Annotated in this window: 18 protein-coding genes; 12 read left to right on the plus strand and 6 right to left on the minus strand. The window is 69.9% G+C overall.

Features of this window, described 5'->3' with window-relative positions; translation table 11 throughout:
* Positions 1-107 precede the first annotated feature (107 nt).
* On the minus strand, positions 108-965 hold the full coding sequence (locus QMG86_RS06625) for a LysR family transcriptional regulator (protein WP_281878322.1): 858 nt from the start codon (positions 963-965) through the stop codon (positions 108-110).
* Positions 966-1,078: 113 nt separating this feature from the next.
* Here QMG86_RS06625 and QMG86_RS06630 point away from each other — a divergent pair, with 113 nt between their 5' ends.
* From QMG86_RS06630 to QMG86_RS06640, 3 genes are all read left to right on the plus strand, one after another.
* Positions 1,079-2,371: an NAD(P)/FAD-dependent oxidoreductase gene (locus QMG86_RS06630; protein WP_281878324.1), complete on the plus strand. Its 1,293-nt coding sequence runs from the start codon at positions 1,079-1,081 to the stop codon at positions 2,369-2,371.
* A gap of 226 nt (positions 2,372-2,597) precedes the next feature.
* Positions 2,598-3,425 carry a GNAT family N-acetyltransferase gene (locus QMG86_RS06635; RefSeq protein WP_281878325.1) on the plus strand — a complete coding sequence of 276 codons (828 nt, stop codon included), beginning with the start codon at positions 2,598-2,600 and terminating at the stop codon, positions 3,423-3,425.
* On the plus strand, positions 3,422-4,453 hold the full coding sequence (locus QMG86_RS06640) for a lysophospholipid acyltransferase family protein (RefSeq protein WP_281878327.1): 1,032 nt from the start codon (positions 3,422-3,424) through the stop codon (positions 4,451-4,453). The genes QMG86_RS06635 and QMG86_RS06640 overlap by 4 nt, the downstream gene beginning before the upstream one ends.
* Before the next feature lie 115 nt (positions 4,454-4,568).
* Here QMG86_RS06640 and QMG86_RS06645 read toward each other — a convergent pair whose 3' ends face one another.
* Positions 4,569-4,925 carry a hypothetical protein gene (locus QMG86_RS06645; protein ID WP_281878328.1) on the minus strand — a complete coding sequence of 119 codons (357 nt, stop codon included), beginning with the start codon at positions 4,923-4,925 and terminating at the stop codon, positions 4,569-4,571.
* Between the two features lie 493 nt (positions 4,926-5,418).
* A complete protein-coding gene (locus QMG86_RS06650; RefSeq protein WP_281878329.1) occupies positions 5,419-5,772 on the minus strand; it encodes a hypothetical protein in 354 nt (117 codons plus the stop codon).
* A 232-nt stretch (positions 5,773-6,004) separates the two neighbouring features.
* Between QMG86_RS06650 and QMG86_RS06655 the strand changes: the two genes are divergently transcribed.
* From QMG86_RS06655 to QMG86_RS06680, 6 genes are all read left to right on the plus strand, one after another.
* Positions 6,005-7,234, plus strand: a complete 1,230-nt coding sequence (locus QMG86_RS06655; RefSeq protein WP_281878330.1) for a cysteine desulfurase family protein — start codon at positions 6,005-6,007, stop codon at positions 7,232-7,234.
* Positions 7,234-8,349 (plus strand): tRNA 2-thiouridine(34) synthase MnmA, encoded by a 1,116-nt coding sequence (gene mnmA, locus QMG86_RS06660; RefSeq protein ID WP_281878331.1) that lies wholly within the window; start codon positions 7,234-7,236, stop codon positions 8,347-8,349. Before QMG86_RS06655 ends, mnmA begins: the two co-directional genes overlap by 1 nt.
* Positions 8,350-8,534: 185 nt before the next feature.
* Complete coding sequence (locus QMG86_RS06665) at positions 8,535-9,569, plus strand: methionine synthase (protein WP_281880806.1); 1,035 nt, start codon at positions 8,535-8,537, stop codon at positions 9,567-9,569.
* Positions 9,570-9,722: 153 nt separating this feature from the next.
* The gene (gene ligA / locus QMG86_RS06670; protein WP_434086159.1) at positions 9,723-11,837 is read left to right on the plus strand and encodes an NAD-dependent DNA ligase LigA; all 2,115 of its coding nucleotides are present in this window, start codon (positions 9,723-9,725) and stop codon (positions 11,835-11,837) included.
* A gap of 68 nt (positions 11,838-11,905) precedes the next feature.
* The gene (locus QMG86_RS06675) at positions 11,906-12,601 is read left to right on the plus strand and encodes an SDR family NAD(P)-dependent oxidoreductase (protein WP_281878333.1); all 696 of its coding nucleotides are present in this window, start codon (positions 11,906-11,908) and stop codon (positions 12,599-12,601) included.
* Positions 12,598-13,641 (plus strand): S-adenosylmethionine:tRNA ribosyltransferase-isomerase, encoded by a 1,044-nt coding sequence (locus QMG86_RS06680; RefSeq protein ID WP_281878334.1) that lies wholly within the window; start codon positions 12,598-12,600, stop codon positions 13,639-13,641. The genes QMG86_RS06675 and QMG86_RS06680 overlap by 4 nt, the downstream gene beginning before the upstream one ends.
* On the opposite strand, the gene QMG86_RS06685 is transcribed toward QMG86_RS06680, so the two are convergent.
* The gene (locus QMG86_RS06685) at positions 13,628-13,957 is read right to left on the minus strand and encodes a hypothetical protein (RefSeq protein ID WP_281878335.1); all 330 of its coding nucleotides are present in this window, start codon (positions 13,955-13,957) and stop codon (positions 13,628-13,630) included. The two genes, QMG86_RS06680 and QMG86_RS06685, sit on opposite strands and share 14 nt — an antisense overlap.
* Positions 13,958-14,091: 134 nt before the next feature.
* Positions 14,092-14,640 (minus strand): Uma2 family endonuclease, encoded by a 549-nt coding sequence (locus tag QMG86_RS06690; protein ID WP_281878336.1) that lies wholly within the window; start codon positions 14,638-14,640, stop codon positions 14,092-14,094.
* 225 nt (positions 14,641-14,865) lie between these two features.
* Between QMG86_RS06690 and QMG86_RS06695 the strand changes: the two genes are divergently transcribed.
* From QMG86_RS06695 to QMG86_RS06705, 3 genes are all read left to right on the plus strand, one after another.
* Positions 14,866-16,110, plus strand: a complete 1,245-nt coding sequence (locus QMG86_RS06695) for an AAA family ATPase (RefSeq protein ID WP_281878337.1) — start codon at positions 14,866-14,868, stop codon at positions 16,108-16,110.
* A gap of 20 nt (positions 16,111-16,130) precedes the next feature.
* The gene (locus QMG86_RS06700) at positions 16,131-16,454 is read left to right on the plus strand and encodes a hypothetical protein (RefSeq protein ID WP_281878338.1); all 324 of its coding nucleotides are present in this window, start codon (positions 16,131-16,133) and stop codon (positions 16,452-16,454) included.
* Positions 16,455-16,590: 136 nt separating this feature from the next.
* Positions 16,591-17,124 carry a GNAT family N-acetyltransferase gene (locus QMG86_RS06705; RefSeq protein WP_281878339.1) on the plus strand — a complete coding sequence of 178 codons (534 nt, stop codon included), beginning with the start codon at positions 16,591-16,593 and terminating at the stop codon, positions 17,122-17,124.
* 191 nt (positions 17,125-17,315) lie between these two features.
* On the opposite strand, the gene QMG86_RS06710 is transcribed toward QMG86_RS06705, so the two are convergent.
* The gene (locus QMG86_RS06710; protein WP_281878340.1) at positions 17,316-17,966 is read right to left on the minus strand and encodes an ACT domain-containing protein; all 651 of its coding nucleotides are present in this window, start codon (positions 17,964-17,966) and stop codon (positions 17,316-17,318) included.
* Positions 17,967-18,181: the final 215 nt, after the last annotated feature.

Below are 18,181 nucleotides of genomic sequence, written 5' to 3' on the forward strand. Positions count from 1 at the left end.
CGGCAGCGATCGGTGCCGTGGACGATTGCGCGAGTTCCGCGATCAATGCCGGGGACTGCCCGTCACCGACGTCTCGCAGCGATGAACGCGCTGACGAATGACCGTGCTCAGCAGCGGTGCAGTGCGGTGAGCAGGGTCTCCAGGATCGGTGAGCGCCGGGCGTCGGCGCGCAGCACCGCCGACACCGGGATCCGTAGCTTGCTTTCGGCCAGGCGCAGGACGACCAGTCCTTCGGTGGTGCTTTCGGCATACAGCACCGTCCACGCGTCGGGCCGGTTGATCAGCTCCATCGTCGCCGTGTGATCGGGCGGGATCGGCGGCCCGAACGTGGGACCGGTGGGCAATTCGGCGAACGCGTTGCGGATCACGGTGTGCAACAACACCTGCTCCTGCTCCGGCGGCAGCAGCAGGGGGTACGAACTCAGGTCCGCCAGGGTCACTGTGTCCTTCGTCGCCAGCGGATGCGCGCTCGAGGTGGCGATCACCAGGTCCTCCACCCACAGTTGCTCCACCACGAGGCCGGGCTGGTCGACCCTGCCGCGGATGAGGGCGAGATCGCAGTCGCCGTCGGTCACCGCGGTGATGCGCTGGCGGAACGGTTTGATGACGAACTCGATCTCCGCCTCCGGATGCGCGGCGCGCGCCCCCGCGATCGCCGACAGCGAGCGGGTGGCGAAGGACATGTTCGCGGCCAGCCGTATGCGCGGACCCACCGTGCGCACGGCGGCGCGGATCGCCGACTCCAGGCTCAGCATTTGTTTCGCGAGGGGAAGTAGCCGGGCGGTGGCGTCGGTGGGCACGACCGAGCGGGTCGAGCGCTCGAACAGTTGCACACCGAGGTCGCGCTCGAGCCGGGAGATCTGGTGGCTGATCGCCGACTGCGAGATGAAGCAGCGCGCCGCAGCGCCGCTGAAGCTGAGCTCTTCGCACACCGCGACGAAGTAGGTGAGCTGCCGAAGTTCCACAGCGGCCTCCTGATTAATTACGAATCGAGATAAGAGTCATCTGAATTATGCGCCCACACACCTGAAATATCCGCCCTCCGGATCGCGGTTCGTAATGAGAGAAGGAGGCTGTCATGCAGTACGTGGAAGCGGGAATCGAAACCGCAGGTGTCGTCATTGTCGGATCGGGGTTCGGCGGGCTCGCCGCCGCCAAGCAGCTGGCCAAGTCGGGGGTGGACTATGTGCTGATCTCCAGCACGCCCGAACATCTCTTCCAACCGCTGTTGTACCAGGTAGCGACGGGTGTGCTCACATCGGAGGAAATCGCGCCGCCGATCGCGGGGATCCTGCGCCGTCATCGCGAAGCCGATGTGCGCCTGGGCACCGTGGTCGACATCGATCCCGACCGCGCCATCGTCACCTACGAGCACGAGGGCGTGCCCCACCGCATCCGTTACGGCTCGCTGATCGCGGCCACCGGCGCGAGCCAGTCCTACTTCGGCCGCGACGACTTCGCCGAGAAGACCTATTCGCTCAAGACCATCGACGACGCGCGGCGGCTGCGCGCGCAGATCGCTCGGGTCTTCGCCGAAGCCGCGCAGGCCGACGAGCAGACCAGGCGCAGGTTGCTCAGCTTCGTCGTGGTCGGCGCGGGCGCGACCGGCGTCGAGGTGGCCGGTCAGCTGAAGGAGCTGGCGAAACGGCATTTCCACCAGGAGGTTTCGGTCACGCTCGTCGAGGGTGCCGGCGAGGTGCTCCCGCCGTTCGGCGGCGGGCTGTCGGAATACGCGAAGAAGTCGCTGACTCGCAGCGGCGTGGACGTGCTGCTCGGCACCTTCGTCACCGACATCGAGCACGGCAAGGTCACCGTCAAGAGCGCCGACGGCGTCGAGCACGCGATCGCGGCGGAAACCGTGGTCTGGTCGGCGGGCGTGCAGGCGGGCGGGTTCGCGAAGATTCTGGCCGAGGCCACGGGCGTGGCGACCGACCGGGCAGGCCGGCTGCTGATCAACCCGGACCTCACCGTCGGCGGCTACGCCGACATCTACGCCATCGGCGACATGACTTCGCTCAACGGCTACCCCGGCCAGTCGCCGGTGGCCATGCAGGAGGGCAGGCACGCCGCCGACATCATCCGCCGCAAGAAGCAGCCCGGCACCCCCTTCACCTACTGGGACAAGGGCAGCATGGCGGTGATCAGCCGGTTCAGCGCCGTGACGAAGCTCAACGACCGCATCACCTTCCGCGGCTTCGTCGCCTGGGTCATGTGGCTCGCGGTGCACCTGTTCTACCTGGTCGGCTTCCGCAACCGCTTCGCCGCGGTCGCGTCCTGGCTGGTCGCGTTCATCTTCACCGGACGCCCCGGTTTCGCCGAAGAGGACACGACCCCGAAGAAGGTACGCGCCGAGGAGAGCCGCGCCGCTTGATTGCTTCCCGTACCTGAGGAATCGCGCCGCTCTGAGACGGGAGTGGCGCGATCCGTCGGGGATCGGCCGTAACCGCATGGGGGAAGCGGTCGCGATGCCGAGGGGCGAACGCGGTGGAACCGTTCGGTGAACGCTCGGTGTGACAGCCGTCTCGTTCACCCAACCGGCATCGTCGCGACACTTCGAGGTTGCTGCGGCGCATTGTCGAGCTGGCTTCATCATGGATATGACTATTTCGTCCGTGCTGACAGCCCCGGCTCGACCGACGGACTCCGGGGAGGGACGGTCGCGCTACTCGCTGGTGGTTTCCTCCGATCTCGACCACCGCGTCGCCGCGCAGCGCCTGCGATACAACGTCTTCGCCAACGAGCCGGGGTTCCGGATCCCGGACGACGGTACGGGTTTGGACGCCGACCGTTTCGACGAGCACTGCGATCACATGCTCGTGCGCGACGACGCCACCGGCGAGTTCGTCGGCTGCTATCGAATGCTGCCGCCGGACAAGGTCGCCGCGGCGGGCGGGTACTACACGGCGACGGAATTCGATCTGGCCCAGCTGGACCCGGAGGGCATGCGGATCGTTGAGATGGGCCGCGCCTGCGTGGTCCCCGATCACCGCAACGGCTCGGTGCTCACCCTCATGTGGGCGGGCATCCTGCACTACATCCAGCTCACCGGCTACGAGTGGGTCATGGGCTGCGTGTCGGTGCCGATGCAGGACACCCCGGCCGACGCGCCCGGGGTGAACGTGCGCGGCGTGCGCGATATGCTGCTCGGCCGGCACTCCTCCGACCCGGAGCGCCGGGTCCACCCGTACAACCCGGTGATCGTCGACGGCAAGGCCCTGGACGAGCTGACGCCGCCGTCGCGGCCGAAACTCCCCCCGCTGGTACGCGGTTACCTGCGGCTGGGCGCGGAGATCTGCGGCGAGCCCGCCCACGATCCCGCATTCGCGGTCGCCGACTTCGTCGTGTTGCTCGGGCTGAACACGATCAACACCCGCTACCTCAACCGGCTACAAGACGCCGCCGCGTCGTTCGACGGGGGACGGTGAGGACCGTGGTCTTCGACGCGCCACCCGCCACGTCCACCGCGCACGCATGGATGCCGTCGAGCCCCTGCGGCCCGGGCTGCCTGGATTCGATCGATGAGGTCGGGTCGGCGCGGGTGCTCGCCCGCCTGGCCGGGGTCGCCGGACTGCTGCTCAGCTTCCCGGTCGCGAACGCGGTGACACCGCGTGGCCGGCGGGTTTCGTTGCACCGCGGCTATGCGCACTTACTGCTCGGCTGTCTGGGCATGCGGTTGCGCATTGTCGACAACCGGGGGGCCGTGGACGAGCGCGGTGTCGTCGATGAGGGCGACGCCGCGCTCGTATCCGCCGGTTTCGGGACCGGGGCCGGCGGTGTGCTGGTCGTCACCGGGCACATCGGCTGGACCGATATCGTCGCGCTGGCCTCGGTGCAGCCGCTCGGCTTCGTGGCGCGTGCGGACATGGTGGACTGGCCGCTGATCGGCAGACTCGCCAAGCTGATGCGGGTGATTCCGATCGAGCGCGAGAGTCTGCGGCAGCTGCCCGGCGTGGTGACGGCGGTCGGAGCGCGGCTGGCCGCGGGCGACCGGATCGGCGTCTTCCCGGAAGGCACGACTTGGTGTGGCCGGGCTTACGGCACTATGCGTCCCGCGTTGTTCCAAGCGGCCGTGGACACCGGCACTCCGGTGCAGCCGGTGCGGTTGCGGTACCTGGACCGGCACGGCGCGCAGTGCACGGTGCCCGGTTTCGTCGGCGTCGACACCTTCGCCTCCTCCGCGCGACGGGTGCTGCGGTCGCGTGGCATGGTCGCCGAAGTGGTGCTGGAGCCGGTCCAGCGGCCCGGCGACGACCGGCGCGAGCTGGCCCGCCGCTGCGAGGCGGCCATCCGGGGTACCGCCTCGTCGCACCGTGGTGCGGCGGAAGCGACGGAGTGGATCGAGGCGGGGCACACCCGCGTGCAGGACCCGTCGGTCGCCGCCGACGCCCCAGAGGTGCGCAGGCCACGCCGCCGCCCGATGCTGCGCGGTCGCCGCACCGCAGCCGCGCAGTAGGCGCTGAACGCGCAGCCGGGGTTCGTGGCGCGGCATGTTGCGCGATAGCCCGATCCCGGCTTCGTCACCGTTCGCCCGTGGCTGTCCTCAGAAGCCGCGCCCCCGGAGGGGAAACTCAGAATCCGCTGCCCGTGGGCGGCCGGAACCCGGGTTGCACACCGGGCCTGTCCTGGTCCCGGTCGTCCTGGCGGTCACGGCCGAGGAGCCAGTCGTCGTCGCAGTCGGGATCCCGGTTGTGGTCGTGGAAGCGGCCGTGGTCGTGGAAACGGCCGTGGTCGTGGATACAGCCGTGGTCGTGGAAACGGCCGTGGTCGTGGAAACGGCCGTGGTCGTGGAGATCGGCGGGCTCGAGCACGATCGGGTCGGCGAGCGCGGGCACCGCGACGGCGGCGACCGGCATCACAGCGAGTACGGACGCGGCCGCGGCACGTGCCAGCACACGTCGCGTAAGTCCCTGCGGGCGTCGGTCCATCGGGAACTTCCTCTCATGGATTCGTCCGGTAGTCGGCCGCTCGGCACACCGGCCTGGGCCGCACGGGAAACGGACGAGCAGCGATGAATTCGTCCGACAACGTATCGCTGTTCGACGGTTCACTTAATAGGTGAAAACCCTGAAATCTACCGCCGACAGGGGGATTCGACGGGAAACAGAACCGGAATCGCATCCCTCGCGTGGCTGTGTGCAAGGGGCAACGCGTCGACGCTGCACGGATCGGTGCGCGCGGGTCGATTGTCGCCGACGGAGTAGCAGCCGTGAAGCAGCGCACCGAACCGGCACTATCACGATCTGCTTGGCTTGCCCCTCCTTGTCGGTCAACCCGCCCACACGGCCGGGCTCGACCACCACGCACTCCCGAGGCTCGGTCTGTATCAGACACCGTGATCGTGAGCACTCGCATCGAGCGCAGAGGCGCTGACACGGTTCCGGGGCGAGCCGATGCCGACTCGCCCCGGAAAGGAAAAACTCAGAAACCGCTGCCCGTGGGCGGCCGGAATCCGTGGTGCCAACCGGGCCTGCCGTGGTCCCAGTCGTCGTGGCGGTCCCGACCGCGGAACCAGTCGTCGTGGCGACCCCGATCCCAGTCGTTGTGCCGCCCGTTGTTCCAGCCGTCGTGACGGTGACCGCCGTGGCCGTGCCCTGGGCGGCCGTGCGCCGCGTCGACCTGGTCGGGGGTCTCGAGCACGATCGGGTCGGCGAGCGCGGGCACCGCGACGGCGGCGACCGGCATCAGGGCGAGTACGGACGCCGCGGCGGCGCGTGCCAGCACACGTCGCGTACGTCCATGGGTGCGTGGGTCCATCGGAACTTCCTCACTCATCGATTCGTCCGGTAGTCGATCGCTCGGCGCTCCGGCCGGGAACCCGTTCGGGAGCGAGCGGGACAGCGATCAATACACTGGATAACGTACCGCTGTTCAGCGGCACATTCAATAGGTGATTACCCTGAGATTCAGTTGCGTACTGGTGCATTCGGCCCGGAATCGCACCCCCCGCGGGCGCGCGAGCAGGGGGGAATAACCGGCAGATGGTGACGGCTATCCTTAACTGGTCATGAAGTCGGCTTTTTCGGGTCCGGTCAACGGTGCTGCGCCCCAGACGGTCTACCTCGATCACGCGGCCACCACACCGATGCTGCCCGCGGCCATCGAGGCGATGACGGCTGCCCTGCGCACCACGGGCAACGCGTCGTCCCTGCACGGATCGGGGCGCGCGGCCCGGAGGCTGCTCGAAGAAGCGCGCGAGTCGATCGCCGCCGACCTGGGCGCCCGGCCCTCGGAGGTGGTCTTCACCTCCGGCGGCACCGAGAGCGACAATCTGGCGGTCAAGGGCATCTTCTGGGCGCGCCGCGACGCCGATCCGCGCCGGAACCGGATCATCGCCAGTTCGATCGAGCATCACGCGGTGATCGACGCGGTGGAGTGGCTGGAGCGGCACGAGGGCGCGCAGGTCACCTGGCTGCCGGTGGACGCCGAGGGCGTGGTCTCCGCCGGCGTGCTGCGCGCCGCGCTGGCCGACCAGCCCGACGATGTCGCGCTGGTCACCGTCATGTGGGCGAACAACGAGGTCGGCGCCATCCAGCCGATCGCCGAATTGGCCGCCGTGGCAGCCGAATTCGGCGTTCCGATGCACAGCGACGCGGTACAGGCGGCGGCGCAGCTGCCGATCGACTTCGGCGCGAGCGGGTTGTCCGCGGCCAGTTTCGCCGGGCACAAGGTCGGCGGCCCGCACGGTGTCGGAGTGCTGCTGCTCGGCAGGCAGGTGCCGTGCGTGCCGCTGCTGCACGGCGGCGGCCACGAGCGCGACCTGCGGTCCGGCACCTCCGACACGGCGGCCGCCCTCGGCCTGGCCGCGGCGCTGCGCCAGACGGCGAGCGAACTTTCCGACCGGGCCGTCAAGCTGGTCGCGTTGCGCGACGCGTTGATCGACGGGATCCGCGCGGCGGCGCCCGACGCGGTGCTGAACGGCCCGTCCGGCGAGCGGCGTCTGCCCGGCAACGTGCACGTCACCTTCCCCGGGTGCGAGGGGGATTCACTGCTGATGCTGCTGGACGCGGCGGGGGTCGAATGCTCGACCGGTTCGGCGTGCACCGCGGGCGTCGCCACGCCCAGTCACGTGCTGATCGCCATGGGCGTCGAGCCTCGGCAGGCGCGCGGATCGCTGCGCTTCTCGTTGGGCCACACCTCGACGCGGGCCGACGTGGACGCGCTGCTGGAAGTATTGCCCCAGGTGGTGGAGCGGGCCAAGGCCGCGGGCCTGGCCGGTGCGAAAGGAGGTGTCTGATGCGGGTACTCGCCGCGATGAGCGGTGGTGTGGATTCGGCCGTGGCGGCGGCGCGTGCCGTCGACGCCGGTCACGAGGTGGTCGGCGTGCATCTGGCACTGTCGGCGACACCGGGCACGCTGCGCACGGGGTCGCGCGGCTGCTGCTCGAAGGAGGACGCCGGTGACGCCCGCCGCGCCGCCGACGTGCTGGGCATCCCGTTCTATGTCTGGGATTTCGCCGACCGCTTCAAGGAAGACGTCATCGATGACTTCGTCGCGGCCTACGCGGCGGGCGAGACGCCGAATCCGTGCCTGCGCTGCAACGAGAAGATCAAGTTCTCCGCGCTGGCCGACCGTGCGGTGGCGCTCGGCTTCGACGCTGTGGTCACCGGGCACTACGCGCGGCTCGCGGACGGTGTGCTCCGCCGCGCCGTCGACGCCGACAAGGACCAGTCCTACGTGCTGGCGGTGCTGACCGCTCAGCAGCTTTCGCGCGCGATGTTCCCGGTGGGCGACACCCCCAAGCCACAGATCCGCGCCGAGGCGGCCGAGCGCGGCCTCGCCGTCGCGAACAAGCCGGACAGCCACGACATCTGCTTCATCCCCTCCGGCGACACCCGTGCCTTCCTGGGCGCGAAGATCGGTATCCGGCCCGGCGCGGTCGTCGACGCCGACGGTCAGGTGCTCGCGCGGCACGAGGGCGTGCACGGGTTCACCATCGGCCAGCGCAAGGGATTGGGGTTGCCGGGTCCCGCCGCCGACGGCAAGCCGCGATACGTCACCGGCATCGACCCCGATTCCGGCACGGTCCACGTCGGTTCGGCCGATGACCTGCGGGTCTGGACGGTCGAGGCGGAGCGCGCGATCTGGACGTCGGGTTCCGCGCCGAGCGGACCGATCGAGTGCGTGGCGCAGGTGCGCGCACACGGCGGCACCGCGCCCGCGGTGGCCGAGGCGGTGGGCGACGGACTGACCGTGCGGCTACGTGAGCCGCTGACCGGTGTGGCGCGCGGCCAGGCCGTGGTGCTCTACCGGCCGGATCCCGAAGGCGACGAGGTGATCGGCAGTGGGACCATCTCCGGGACCGTGCGCGAGCCCGTCGCGAGTGAAGCGGGGGCCGAGTCGGCGCGGTGATCCGGCGCGCGCCGCGGCATCCGGTGCCGTCCTTTCTCGCAGCCCGACGCGGCGTTCGGACTGAAGACCCTGTGTAGCCGTCGAGACGACGGATCCCGTAATGGCGGAATCGAACGGACGGAGGTACGGCAGCGGTGTACGAGACCGGCGCGGAGGACGCGGCTCGAGACAGTGGGACGGACGTGGTGACCGAGCCGGTGCGCGTGCCGGGCGGGATCGCCACCGGCGTCGGCTCCTGGCCGGGCACCGACCCGCGCGAGGCCGCCGCGACCATCGTCGGTGAACTCGGCGAGTTGCCGCACCTGGTGGAACTGCCGGCTCGCGGTGCGGGCGCGGACCTGATCGGCCGGGCTTCCGCGCTGCTGGTCGACCTGCGCTTCGACACCACGCCCAGGGGCTACCGGCTCGCGCCCCGTCCGGGCGCGGTCGCGCGCCGGGCGCACGACCTGCTGCGAACCGATCTGGACGCGCTCGAGGAAGCGTGGGAGAACGCCGGTCTCTCCGGCCGCAACCGTCGGGTGAAGGTGCAGTCGGCGGGCCCGCTGACCTTGGCCGCGCAGGTCGAGCTGCCCGGCGGACATCGCGTGCTCACCGATCCCGGTGCGGTGCGTGACCTCTCGGAATCCCTGGCCGAAGGTTTGGCGCAGCACGTGGCGGAGGTGCGCAAGCGGCTCGGCGCGCAGGTCGTCCTGCAGTTGGACGAACCGTCGCTGTCCGCGGTGCTGGACGGCTCACTGCGCGGGGTGAGCGTGCTGAACACCGTGCGGGCGTTGCCCGAGCCGGAAGCGCTGGCCGTCCTGGACACGGTGCTCACCGCTCAATCCGCGCCGGTGCTGGTGCACAGCTGCGCCGAGCCGCCCGCGCTCGGCCTGCTGCGCCGCAGCGTCGCCGATGCGATCGGCTTCGACCTGAGCACCATCGGCACGGCTCGACTCGACGAGGTCGGAGAGGCCCTGGAAGCGGGCAAACACCTGGTGCTCGGCGTCGTGCCCACCGAGGCGCCCGCCTCGGCGGTCACCTGGCGGACCTTCGCCGAGCCGGGGGTGCGGCTGATCGATCGGCTCGGCTTCGGCCGTCGCACGCTGGCGCAACGGATCGCGGTCAGCCCAGCATGCGGACTGGCGGGCGCGCCGCTGGAGTGGAGCAGACGAGCGCTGCGTTTGACCGCCGACGTTGCGCGCGCGTACGCCGAAGAACCCGAAGAGCTTTCATTCGCCTGACGTCGCCGCGCGGGAACGCGAATTGCCGCGCCACACGTCGGAACGCCTGGGCTCGCGCCGAGGAACGGACCGGCCGGATTTCGTGTGCTCCAGGGCGGCGACGTGCGCGAACACGGCGGCTCACTGTCGGTGGCCTCCGCTAATGTGCGATGGGTGAGTGACAGCGACAGCGCGGCGGCCCCGGCGACGGCAGAGCAGCGGGTGGAGTGGCAGCGACTCGCGGACGAGGTGCGTGAGCATCAGTTCCGCTACTACGTCCGGGACGCGCCGATCATCTCCGACGGCGAGTTCGACGCGCTGTTGCGGCGGTTGCAGGCCATGGAGGACGAACATCCGGACCTGCGCACGCCGGATTCGCCGACTCAGCTCGTCGGCGGCGGCTTCGCGACCGATTTCACCGCTGTCGACCACCTCGAGCGGATGCTGTCGCTGGACAACGTGTTCGACATCGACGAGCTACGCTCCTGGGCCGCCCGGGTGGAGGCGGAGACCGGGCCGGACCTGCACTACTTGTGCGAGGTGAAGATCGACGGCGTCGCGCTGAACCTCGTCTACCAGAACGGGCGGCTGGTGCGCGGCGCCACCCGAGGCGACGGACGCACCGGCGAGGACGTGACGCTCAACGCGCGCACCATCGACGACATCCCCGGCGAGCTGACCCCCAGCGACGAGTTCCCCATCCCGCAGCTGCTGGAGGTCCGCGGCGAGGTGTACTTCCGGCTGGAGGACTTCGAGACGCTCAACGCCGCCATCGTGGCCGAGGGCAAGCCGCCCTATGCCAATCCGCGCAACACGGCGGCCGGTTCGCTGCGTCAGAAGGATCCGTCGGTCACCGCGCGGCGCAGGTTGCGCATGATCTGCCACGGCTTCGGCCGCATCGAGGGTTACACGCCGACCTCGCAGTACGAGGCGTACCGAGCGCTCGCCGCGTGGGGCCTGCCGGTGTCCGAGCACACCAGGCGGGTGCAGGGCATCGACGCGGTGATCGAGCGGGTCGCCTACTGGGGCGAGCACCGGCACGACATCGAGCACGAGATCGACGGCCAGGTCATCAAGGTCGACGAGACCGCGCTGCAACGCCGTCTCGGCTCCACCTCGCGCGCGCCGCGCTGGGCGATCGCCTACAAGTACCCGCCCGAGGAAGCGACGACCAAGCTGCTGAACATCCAGGTGAACGTCGGCCGCACCGGCCGGGTGACGCCGTTCGCGGTGATGGAGCCGGTGTCCGTCGCGGGCTCCACGGTCGCGATGGCCACCCTGCACAACGCCGCCGAGGTCAAGCGCAAAGGCGTGCTGATCGGTGACACGGTCACCATCCGCAAGGCGGGCGACGTGATTCCCGAGGTGCTGGGGCCGGTGGTGGACGCGCGCCCCGAAGACGCGCGGGAATTCGTCATGCCGACGCACTGTCCCGAATGCGGCACCGAACTGCGTCCGGAGAAGGAGGGCGACGCCGACATCCGCTGCCCGAACCAGCAGTTCTGCCCCGCTCAGTTGCGCGAGCGCGTCTACCACGTGGCCGGGCGCGGCGCCTTCGACATCGAGGCCCTCGGTTACGAAGGCGCGATCGATCTGCTGAAGTCCGGCGCCATCACCGACGAGGGCGACCTGTTCGACCTGGACGAGGCGACATTGCTCACCACCTCGCTCTACGCCAACAAGAACGGCAGCCTCTCCGCCAACGGCAAGCGGCTGCTGGAGAACCTGGCCGTGGCCAAGGACCGGCCGCTGTGGCGGGTGCTGGTCGGCCTGTCCATCCGGCACGTCGGCCCCACCGCTGCGCGCGCGCTCGCCGCCGAATTCGGCAGCTTGGACCGCATCGAGGCGGCATCGGGAGAGGAATTGGCCGCCGCCGACGGCGTCGGCCCGACCATCGCGGCCGCCGTGGCGGAGTGGTTCACCGTCGACTGGCACCGCGCCGTGGTGGCGAAGTGGCGGGCCGCGGGCGTGCGGATGGAGGACGAACGCGACGAGTCCATCGAGCGCAACTTGGAAGGCTTGTCCATCGTGGTGACCGGTTCGCTGCAGGGCTTCACCCGCGACGGCGCCAAAGAGGCGATCCTGAGGCGCGGCGGGAAGGCCGCGAGTTCGGTTTCGAAGAAGACCGCGTTCGTGGTGGTCGGGGACGCGCCCGGCTCCAAGGCCGCGAAGGCGGAGGAACTCGGCGTGCCGATCCTGGACGAGGAGGGTTTCCAGCGGCTGCTGGCGGGCGGGCCCGATGCGGTCGCGCCGGAGACGGCGGCGGAGGACGCCGACGCCGAGGAGTGAGCGGCCCTTGACCTGAAGACACGTTGAGGTATGAGGATCGTCTGGGAGGCGACTACCAGGAGGTCATCATGTCTGGTCCTACCGCACTGATCACCGGCGCGTCGGCCGGATTCGGCGCGGCGCTCGCGCGGGCGCTGATCGAACAGGGGTGGCGGGTACTGGGGACCGCGCGTCGCGCCGACCGGTTGACGCGCGTGGCCGCCGCGATGGGCTCCGCGTTCGTCCCGGTCCCGGGTGACGTCACCGATCCGGCGGATCGTGCGCGGCTGGCGGAGGCCGCGCGCGAGGCGGGCGAGCTCGATCTCGTGGTGAACAACGCCAGCCGCCTCGGGCCGAGTCCGCTGCCTCGCCTCGCGGACTATCCGCTGGACGAATTGGAGCGCGTACTGCGCACCAATGTCGTAGCGCCGCTGGCGGTTCTGCAATTCGCGCTGCCGCTGTTGCGCTCCGGCGGCGTCGTGGTGAACATCAGTTCCGACGCCGCGTCGGAGCCGTATCCCGAATGGGGCGGATACGGATCGTCGAAAGCGGCGCTCGACCAGCTCACGGCGATTCTCGCCGCGGAGCGTCCGGACCTGTCGATCTACGCTTTCGATCCCGGGGACATGCGCACCGAGATGCATCAGGCGGCGTTTCCCGGCGTCGACATCTCGGATCGGCCCGCGCCGGAGACGGTGGTGCCGACGCTGCTGCGGCTGCTTGCCGAGAAACCCAGGAGCGGGCGTTACGCCGCAGCGGATTTCGTCGCCGGGCGGACGTCGTGACGGTGCGCACCACCCTGCCGTTCTTCGACCTGTCCCCGGAACGAGATGCCGCCGCCCCACCCGAGGCGCGGGGTATCGCGCGCGACGACGTCCGCCTGCTGGTCGCCGATCCGGAACTGACCCACTCGCTGTTCCGCGAGCTACCGGACCGGCTGCGCCCCGGCGACCTCCTGGTGGTGAACAATTCGGCGACCATGTCGTCCGCGGTCGACGCCACGTTGCGCGGCGAGCCGGTCGTGCTGCACTTCTCGACGTGGCTGGACGACGGTCGCTGGGTGGTGGAGGTCCGGAGGCCGCAGCGCACTCCTTATCCGGCCGAGCGGCTCTCGTCCGGGACCGTGCTGGGATTGCCGGATGCCGCGGCGACTCTGCACGCGCCCTGGCTCCCCGGCGGTCGGCGTCTCTGGAGCGCCGACGTCACCACCGACGTGCCTCGACTGCTGGCCGCCCACGGCCGTCCGATCACGTATTCCTATATGCCGCAGCGGTGGTCGGCCTCGTACTACACGACCGTCTTCGGGCGGGTCCCGGGCAGTGCGGAAATGCCCAGTGCCGCAAGGCCGTTCACCGAGCGTCTGGTGCTGGATCTGATCGCCGCGGGTGTCGCTCTCGCGCCGATCACGCTGCACACGGGCGTCTCCTCGCCCGAGGCAGGGGAGCCGCCGAGCCCGGAGCGCTTCGTCGTCCCGGCCTCGACGGCGCGGCTGGTGAACGCCACGAAAGCCGCGGGCGGACGCGTCGTCGCGGTCGGCACGACGGTGACGCGGGCGCTGGAGACCGCAGCCGACCCGTCGGGCCTGGTCCACGCCTCGCACGGATGGACCGACCTGGTGCTCGGAGCGGAACGATCGGCTCGTGTGGTGGGCGGTCTGATCACAGGTTGGCACGCGCCCGGCGCGTCCCACCTGGATCTTTTGGTGGCGGTGGCGGGGGAGGAGACCGTCGCCGCCGCCTATGCCGCTGCCGTGGACACCGGCTATCTGTGGCACGAGTTCGGCGACAGCGCCCTGCTGTTCGGCAGCCGGCTCAGCTCACCGTGACCGTGGCGCCCAGCTGCCCGGCGATGTCGAATCGTCCGCAGCGGCCGTCGCTCAGATCGAGCTTCTGGGTGATGATCTTCCCGCGGCGATTCTTGAACGTCGCTTCGGCGGTCACGTCGGCGCTTGCCGTGGAGCACACCTTCGACACCACGCCGGGCGGGTCGTAGCTGACCGTCCCCCCACCTTGGCAGGTGTTCGTGCTGTTGGCCAGGAACACGCGCGCGGAGCCCTCCGGGCACGGCGCGTCCGCCACCGCCTCCGGCGCCGCGACCAGCGAGCCCAGCGCGAGCGCGGCGACGACGGAGCTTCGAACCACCAGACGACGAACCGTCGATCCCATCATCAACCCTCATCCCATCGAACAACTTCGGCAGTACGCCACGGCGAAACCGCAGCGTGCAGGCATGCTAACCCGCTATCGCACCTGCTGTCCCGGTGACGGTCGCCGGGCTACCGGGAGAACAGCAGATCATCCACGGCGATGGTGGTGTCCGCGTAATGGACGGGAATGTGGTCGCCAGGACGGTACCTGGTTCGGGTGCGGTACCCCTGCGATGTCGGCTCGGTGTGCTCGTAGATCACGTCTTTGGTGACGACCCAATAGGTCGGGTAACCGGCGCGGCTGTACAGGTCCGCTTTGCGGTTGAGATCCTGCACCACTGTCTCGTCCGAAACTTCCACAACGAGGAGGACATCGGAAGCTGCCCACACAGACAACTTGGTGCCGATCACATCGACAGGCTCGGCGCCCGAGCGAAGTGCCCAGCAGTCCGGATCGGGCAATGACTCACCGGTCGGTAGTGTCGCATTGGTCACCTCGACGCCGACGCGTGGCAGCCGACCGACGATCCGGCCGACTGTGAACCCGTGCCAGTCACCGATTACCACCGGCCATACCTCCCCCTCGACGAGTTCGACGCGATGGTCGAACGCGCCCGCCTCCCACGCGCGCAGGAACTCGCTGCGCGTCCAGCGGTAGGCGATCGAAGCCTCGGTCATGCGCTCAGGGTACCGTGCCGCCGACTGTCGATCCATCGGTCACAGACCTGTTCGACCAGGTAGCGGTCGTGATCAGGGCCCGGCGGCGGAGATATCCGATGGCGCGGCGATCCGCCGTGCGAGCCCGGTGCGCGTGGACCCGGATCGAGGCGAGCACCCGGCGCGGATCGCGGACGCCACCGGGCTGATGTCGCCTCGCCACGGCGCGGACGGAAGTATGGCGGCATGCTGCGCAGTTTTCAGGTGACCAATCACAGATCGCTGGCCGACGAGCAGGAGTTGCGACTCACCAAGGGAAGCGGACCGGTGGCCGTGCCGGTGACCGCCGTGCACGGCGGCGCCGCGGCGGGCAAGACGAACCTGATCGATGCGCTCGGGCAGATGCGCGACGCGGTGCTGCATTCGGTGACCGGATGGGATCCGTACGCGGGCCCGGTGCGTGCGCCGCACCTCGGGTTCCCGGAGCGGCCTTCGGAATTCGTGGCGGCGTTCGTCGCCGAGGGCGTGCCCTACACCTACGGCTTCCGCCTGGACAACGCCGACGTGACGGCGGAGTGGCTGCACACCCACCCACGCTCGCGCAAACGAATCGTATTCGAGCGCAGCGGGGAACAGATCAAGATCGGCCCGATGTTCGAGGCGGCGCGCTACGGGATCACCGCGCTGGCTCCGCTGGTGCGCCCGAACGCCCTGCTGCTCAGCCTGGCCGGACAGATGTACTCCGACGCGCTCGTGCCCGCCTACCGCTGGTTCGAGTCCATGCTCGAAGTGCAGCGCGGTCCCGCCGAACCCGACGCCATCGCCCACCGGCTGGGCAGCCACGTCTCCCGCTCGGCGGACAACGCGGCGCGGCTGCTGATGCTGCTGCGCACGGCCGAGCTGGGCATCACCGACCTGCTCGTCGCCGAGCACGACCCGATGTACGCGGACTACCTGCGTGAACTGGACGCCGACATCGCCGGCCTCGGCAAGCGGATCGACCTGTGCGCCACCTCGCCCGGCCATGCCGACGAGATCCTGCGCGAGACCGGCCTGACCCCCGTGCTGCTCGAGCGCGAGCTGACCAACTTGAAGGCGGCGCGCGACGCCCTGTACGCGCGGATGGTGGCTCGGCGCGGCGTCGGCCTGAACTTGGTGCACGACGGCATCGACGCTCCGTTCGAGATCGCTGACGAATCCGCCGCCACGCTGTCGTTGCTGCGGGTGCTGCCCGCCATGCTCGACGCGCTGGACGCGGGCCGGGTGCTCGCCGTCGACGACATCGGCGCGTGCCTGCCCGCCGAGGAGACCGATCGGCTGATCCAGCTGTTCCAGAATCCGGAGACCAACGTGCGGGGCGCCCAATTGATCTTCACGACGAACAACCGGATGCTGATCGATCGGGGCAACGGGCGTTCGCAACGCACCCGTACGTCGGTCTGGCACATCCGGCGCACCGCGCAGGGCACCAGCGAGCTCGCGCCGGTGTGACGCGCACCTAGCATGGGGACATGCTGGAGTTCGTCGCGCTGGTAACCCTGACCGCGGTGCTGGTGTCGCTGATCGTGTTCGCCATCCGTGGCAGGCGGGGCTACGCGCCGGCGAGTCCGGAGCAGGGGACGCTGTACGTCACCGGTGTGAGCCCGCGCCCTGACGCGCCCGGGGAGCAGTACGTGACCATCACCGGAAATCTGAGCGGCCCCTCGGTCGCGGGCAAGGTCGTGTACGGCCGCTTCGTCTGGGACACGAGTTCCTGGCCGCAGACCGGCGATCTGCTCACCGTCGTCTATCCGGCGGGCAAGCCGGACCGCTGGCAGATCTCCCGTCCCGGCTGAGCGGTCGTCCGCTGCTGGGGGCGGGGGAGGGCACAGGGGGCTCGCCGAGAGGTGAGCAGTGTGCCCGCACGGGGCGCGGTGTGCTACTCCGCAGGAGCACGGATGTGCCGTAGCCCACGTTACGGCCGATGGCATCATGCCGGGTATGGATGTGCGGGATGCGGGCGTCGTCGTTCGGGCGGCACGGCCGGACGAGTACGCCGCGGTCGGTGAGCTGACCGTGGAGGTCTACGTCGGCGAGGGTTATGTGGAGGCGGGCAGCTGGTACGCGGGCGAGCTGGCCGACACCGCTCGCCGCGCCGCCTCGGCCCGGATCCTGGTTGCCACGCACGCGGACCGGATCGTCGGCTCCCTGACGGTCGCGCCGGCAGGGAATCCGTACGCGGAGATCGCGCTGCCGGGTGAACTGGAATTCCGCATGCTCGCCGTCGCGAAGACCGCACGCGGACTCGGCGCGGGAACGGCGTTGGTGCGCACCGTCATCGAGCTCGCCCGGGCGGAAGGGTGCGCTGCGGTCGCCCTCACCACCATGCCGGCGATGGTCGACGCCCGCCGGATCTACGACCGCTTCGGCTTCCGCCCGGTGCCCAGCCGCGACTGGCGGACCAGTGCCGGGGAGTTGCTGCACGTGCTCCGGCTGCCACTCGACCCTGCCGGCGAGCCGACCTAGGTTCCTCCGCGGACGCGCCGCGTACCCGCCCGGGCAACGAGCGCACGAGTCGAGAATGCGACCTGCGGGGTGGAATCCCTTCCGGCTCGATCGGGGGTGGCGTCACCGTGCCGGGGCCGTGATGGGGTATGCACGGAATTCGGATGGACGAACGCGATGACGGCGCAAAAGCTCCAGCGCCGCTGAGGGAATCAACCGAGGACGGTGGCGACTATCCCCGCGAGGTAACCCAGCCGGGCCACCTCGGAGGGCCGGAAGTCGGGTCCGCCCGGCCTGCCGAGCAGCAGCACCTTGCCGGTGTTGCCGAGCGGAGCGGCGGCCAGCTTGGTGTCCATGTCCCGCCAGATCTCCGGCACCCACTCCCCTTCGGGATCGAGCACGCTGGGCTTCTCCAGCGGCATCCACGGCGCCGAACCCGCCTGCGTCTGCGGCGCGCTCGGGCTGCCGACCACGCGGTAGGCCCCGTGCGGCCCGATGTCGATGATCGTGCTCCAGCCGACCCGCAGCACCCGCGGCACGCCGTCCACCAGCACCTGCATCCGGTCGTCGCGGGCGCTGGCCACCTGGTCGATGAGTTCGAGCTCGCGGTGGGTGTCGAGCACGCCGGAGTACGGGCGGATCGAGTCCACGTGCACGTCACCGATCGATTCCGCGGCGGTGATGAGGGTGTCGGGGAGCGCGCCGGAGGGCACCTCGACGACCAGATCGTCGACGGCGTAGCCGGCGCCGCGCTCGACCACATCCAGGGACAGGATGTCGGCGCCGACGGAGCCGAGTGCGAGGGCGAGAGCGCCGAGGCTTCCCGGTCGATCCGGAAGTTGCACGCGGAGCAGATACGACACGTGCGTTTCCTTTCTTAGGGCGGCCGAGGCTGGAGAACGAATACCCGGGTGACGCAATACTTACACCCCTTACGGCCGGTTATCGAGTCGAAGGTGGTCCAGTGATACACGCCACTCGGTGAATTCGCGCGAAGGCGGCGTGTCGGGCTGGTGCGAGTGGACGTGTCGCGGGCTGGAGGGGGTTGCCGGGGGCCTGCGGGCCGACGCTCGCGCCG

Source organism: Nocardia sputorum, assembly GCF_027924405.1.
GTDB classification, from domain to species: domain Bacteria; phylum Actinomycetota; class Actinomycetes; order Mycobacteriales; family Mycobacteriaceae; genus Nocardia; species Nocardia sputorum.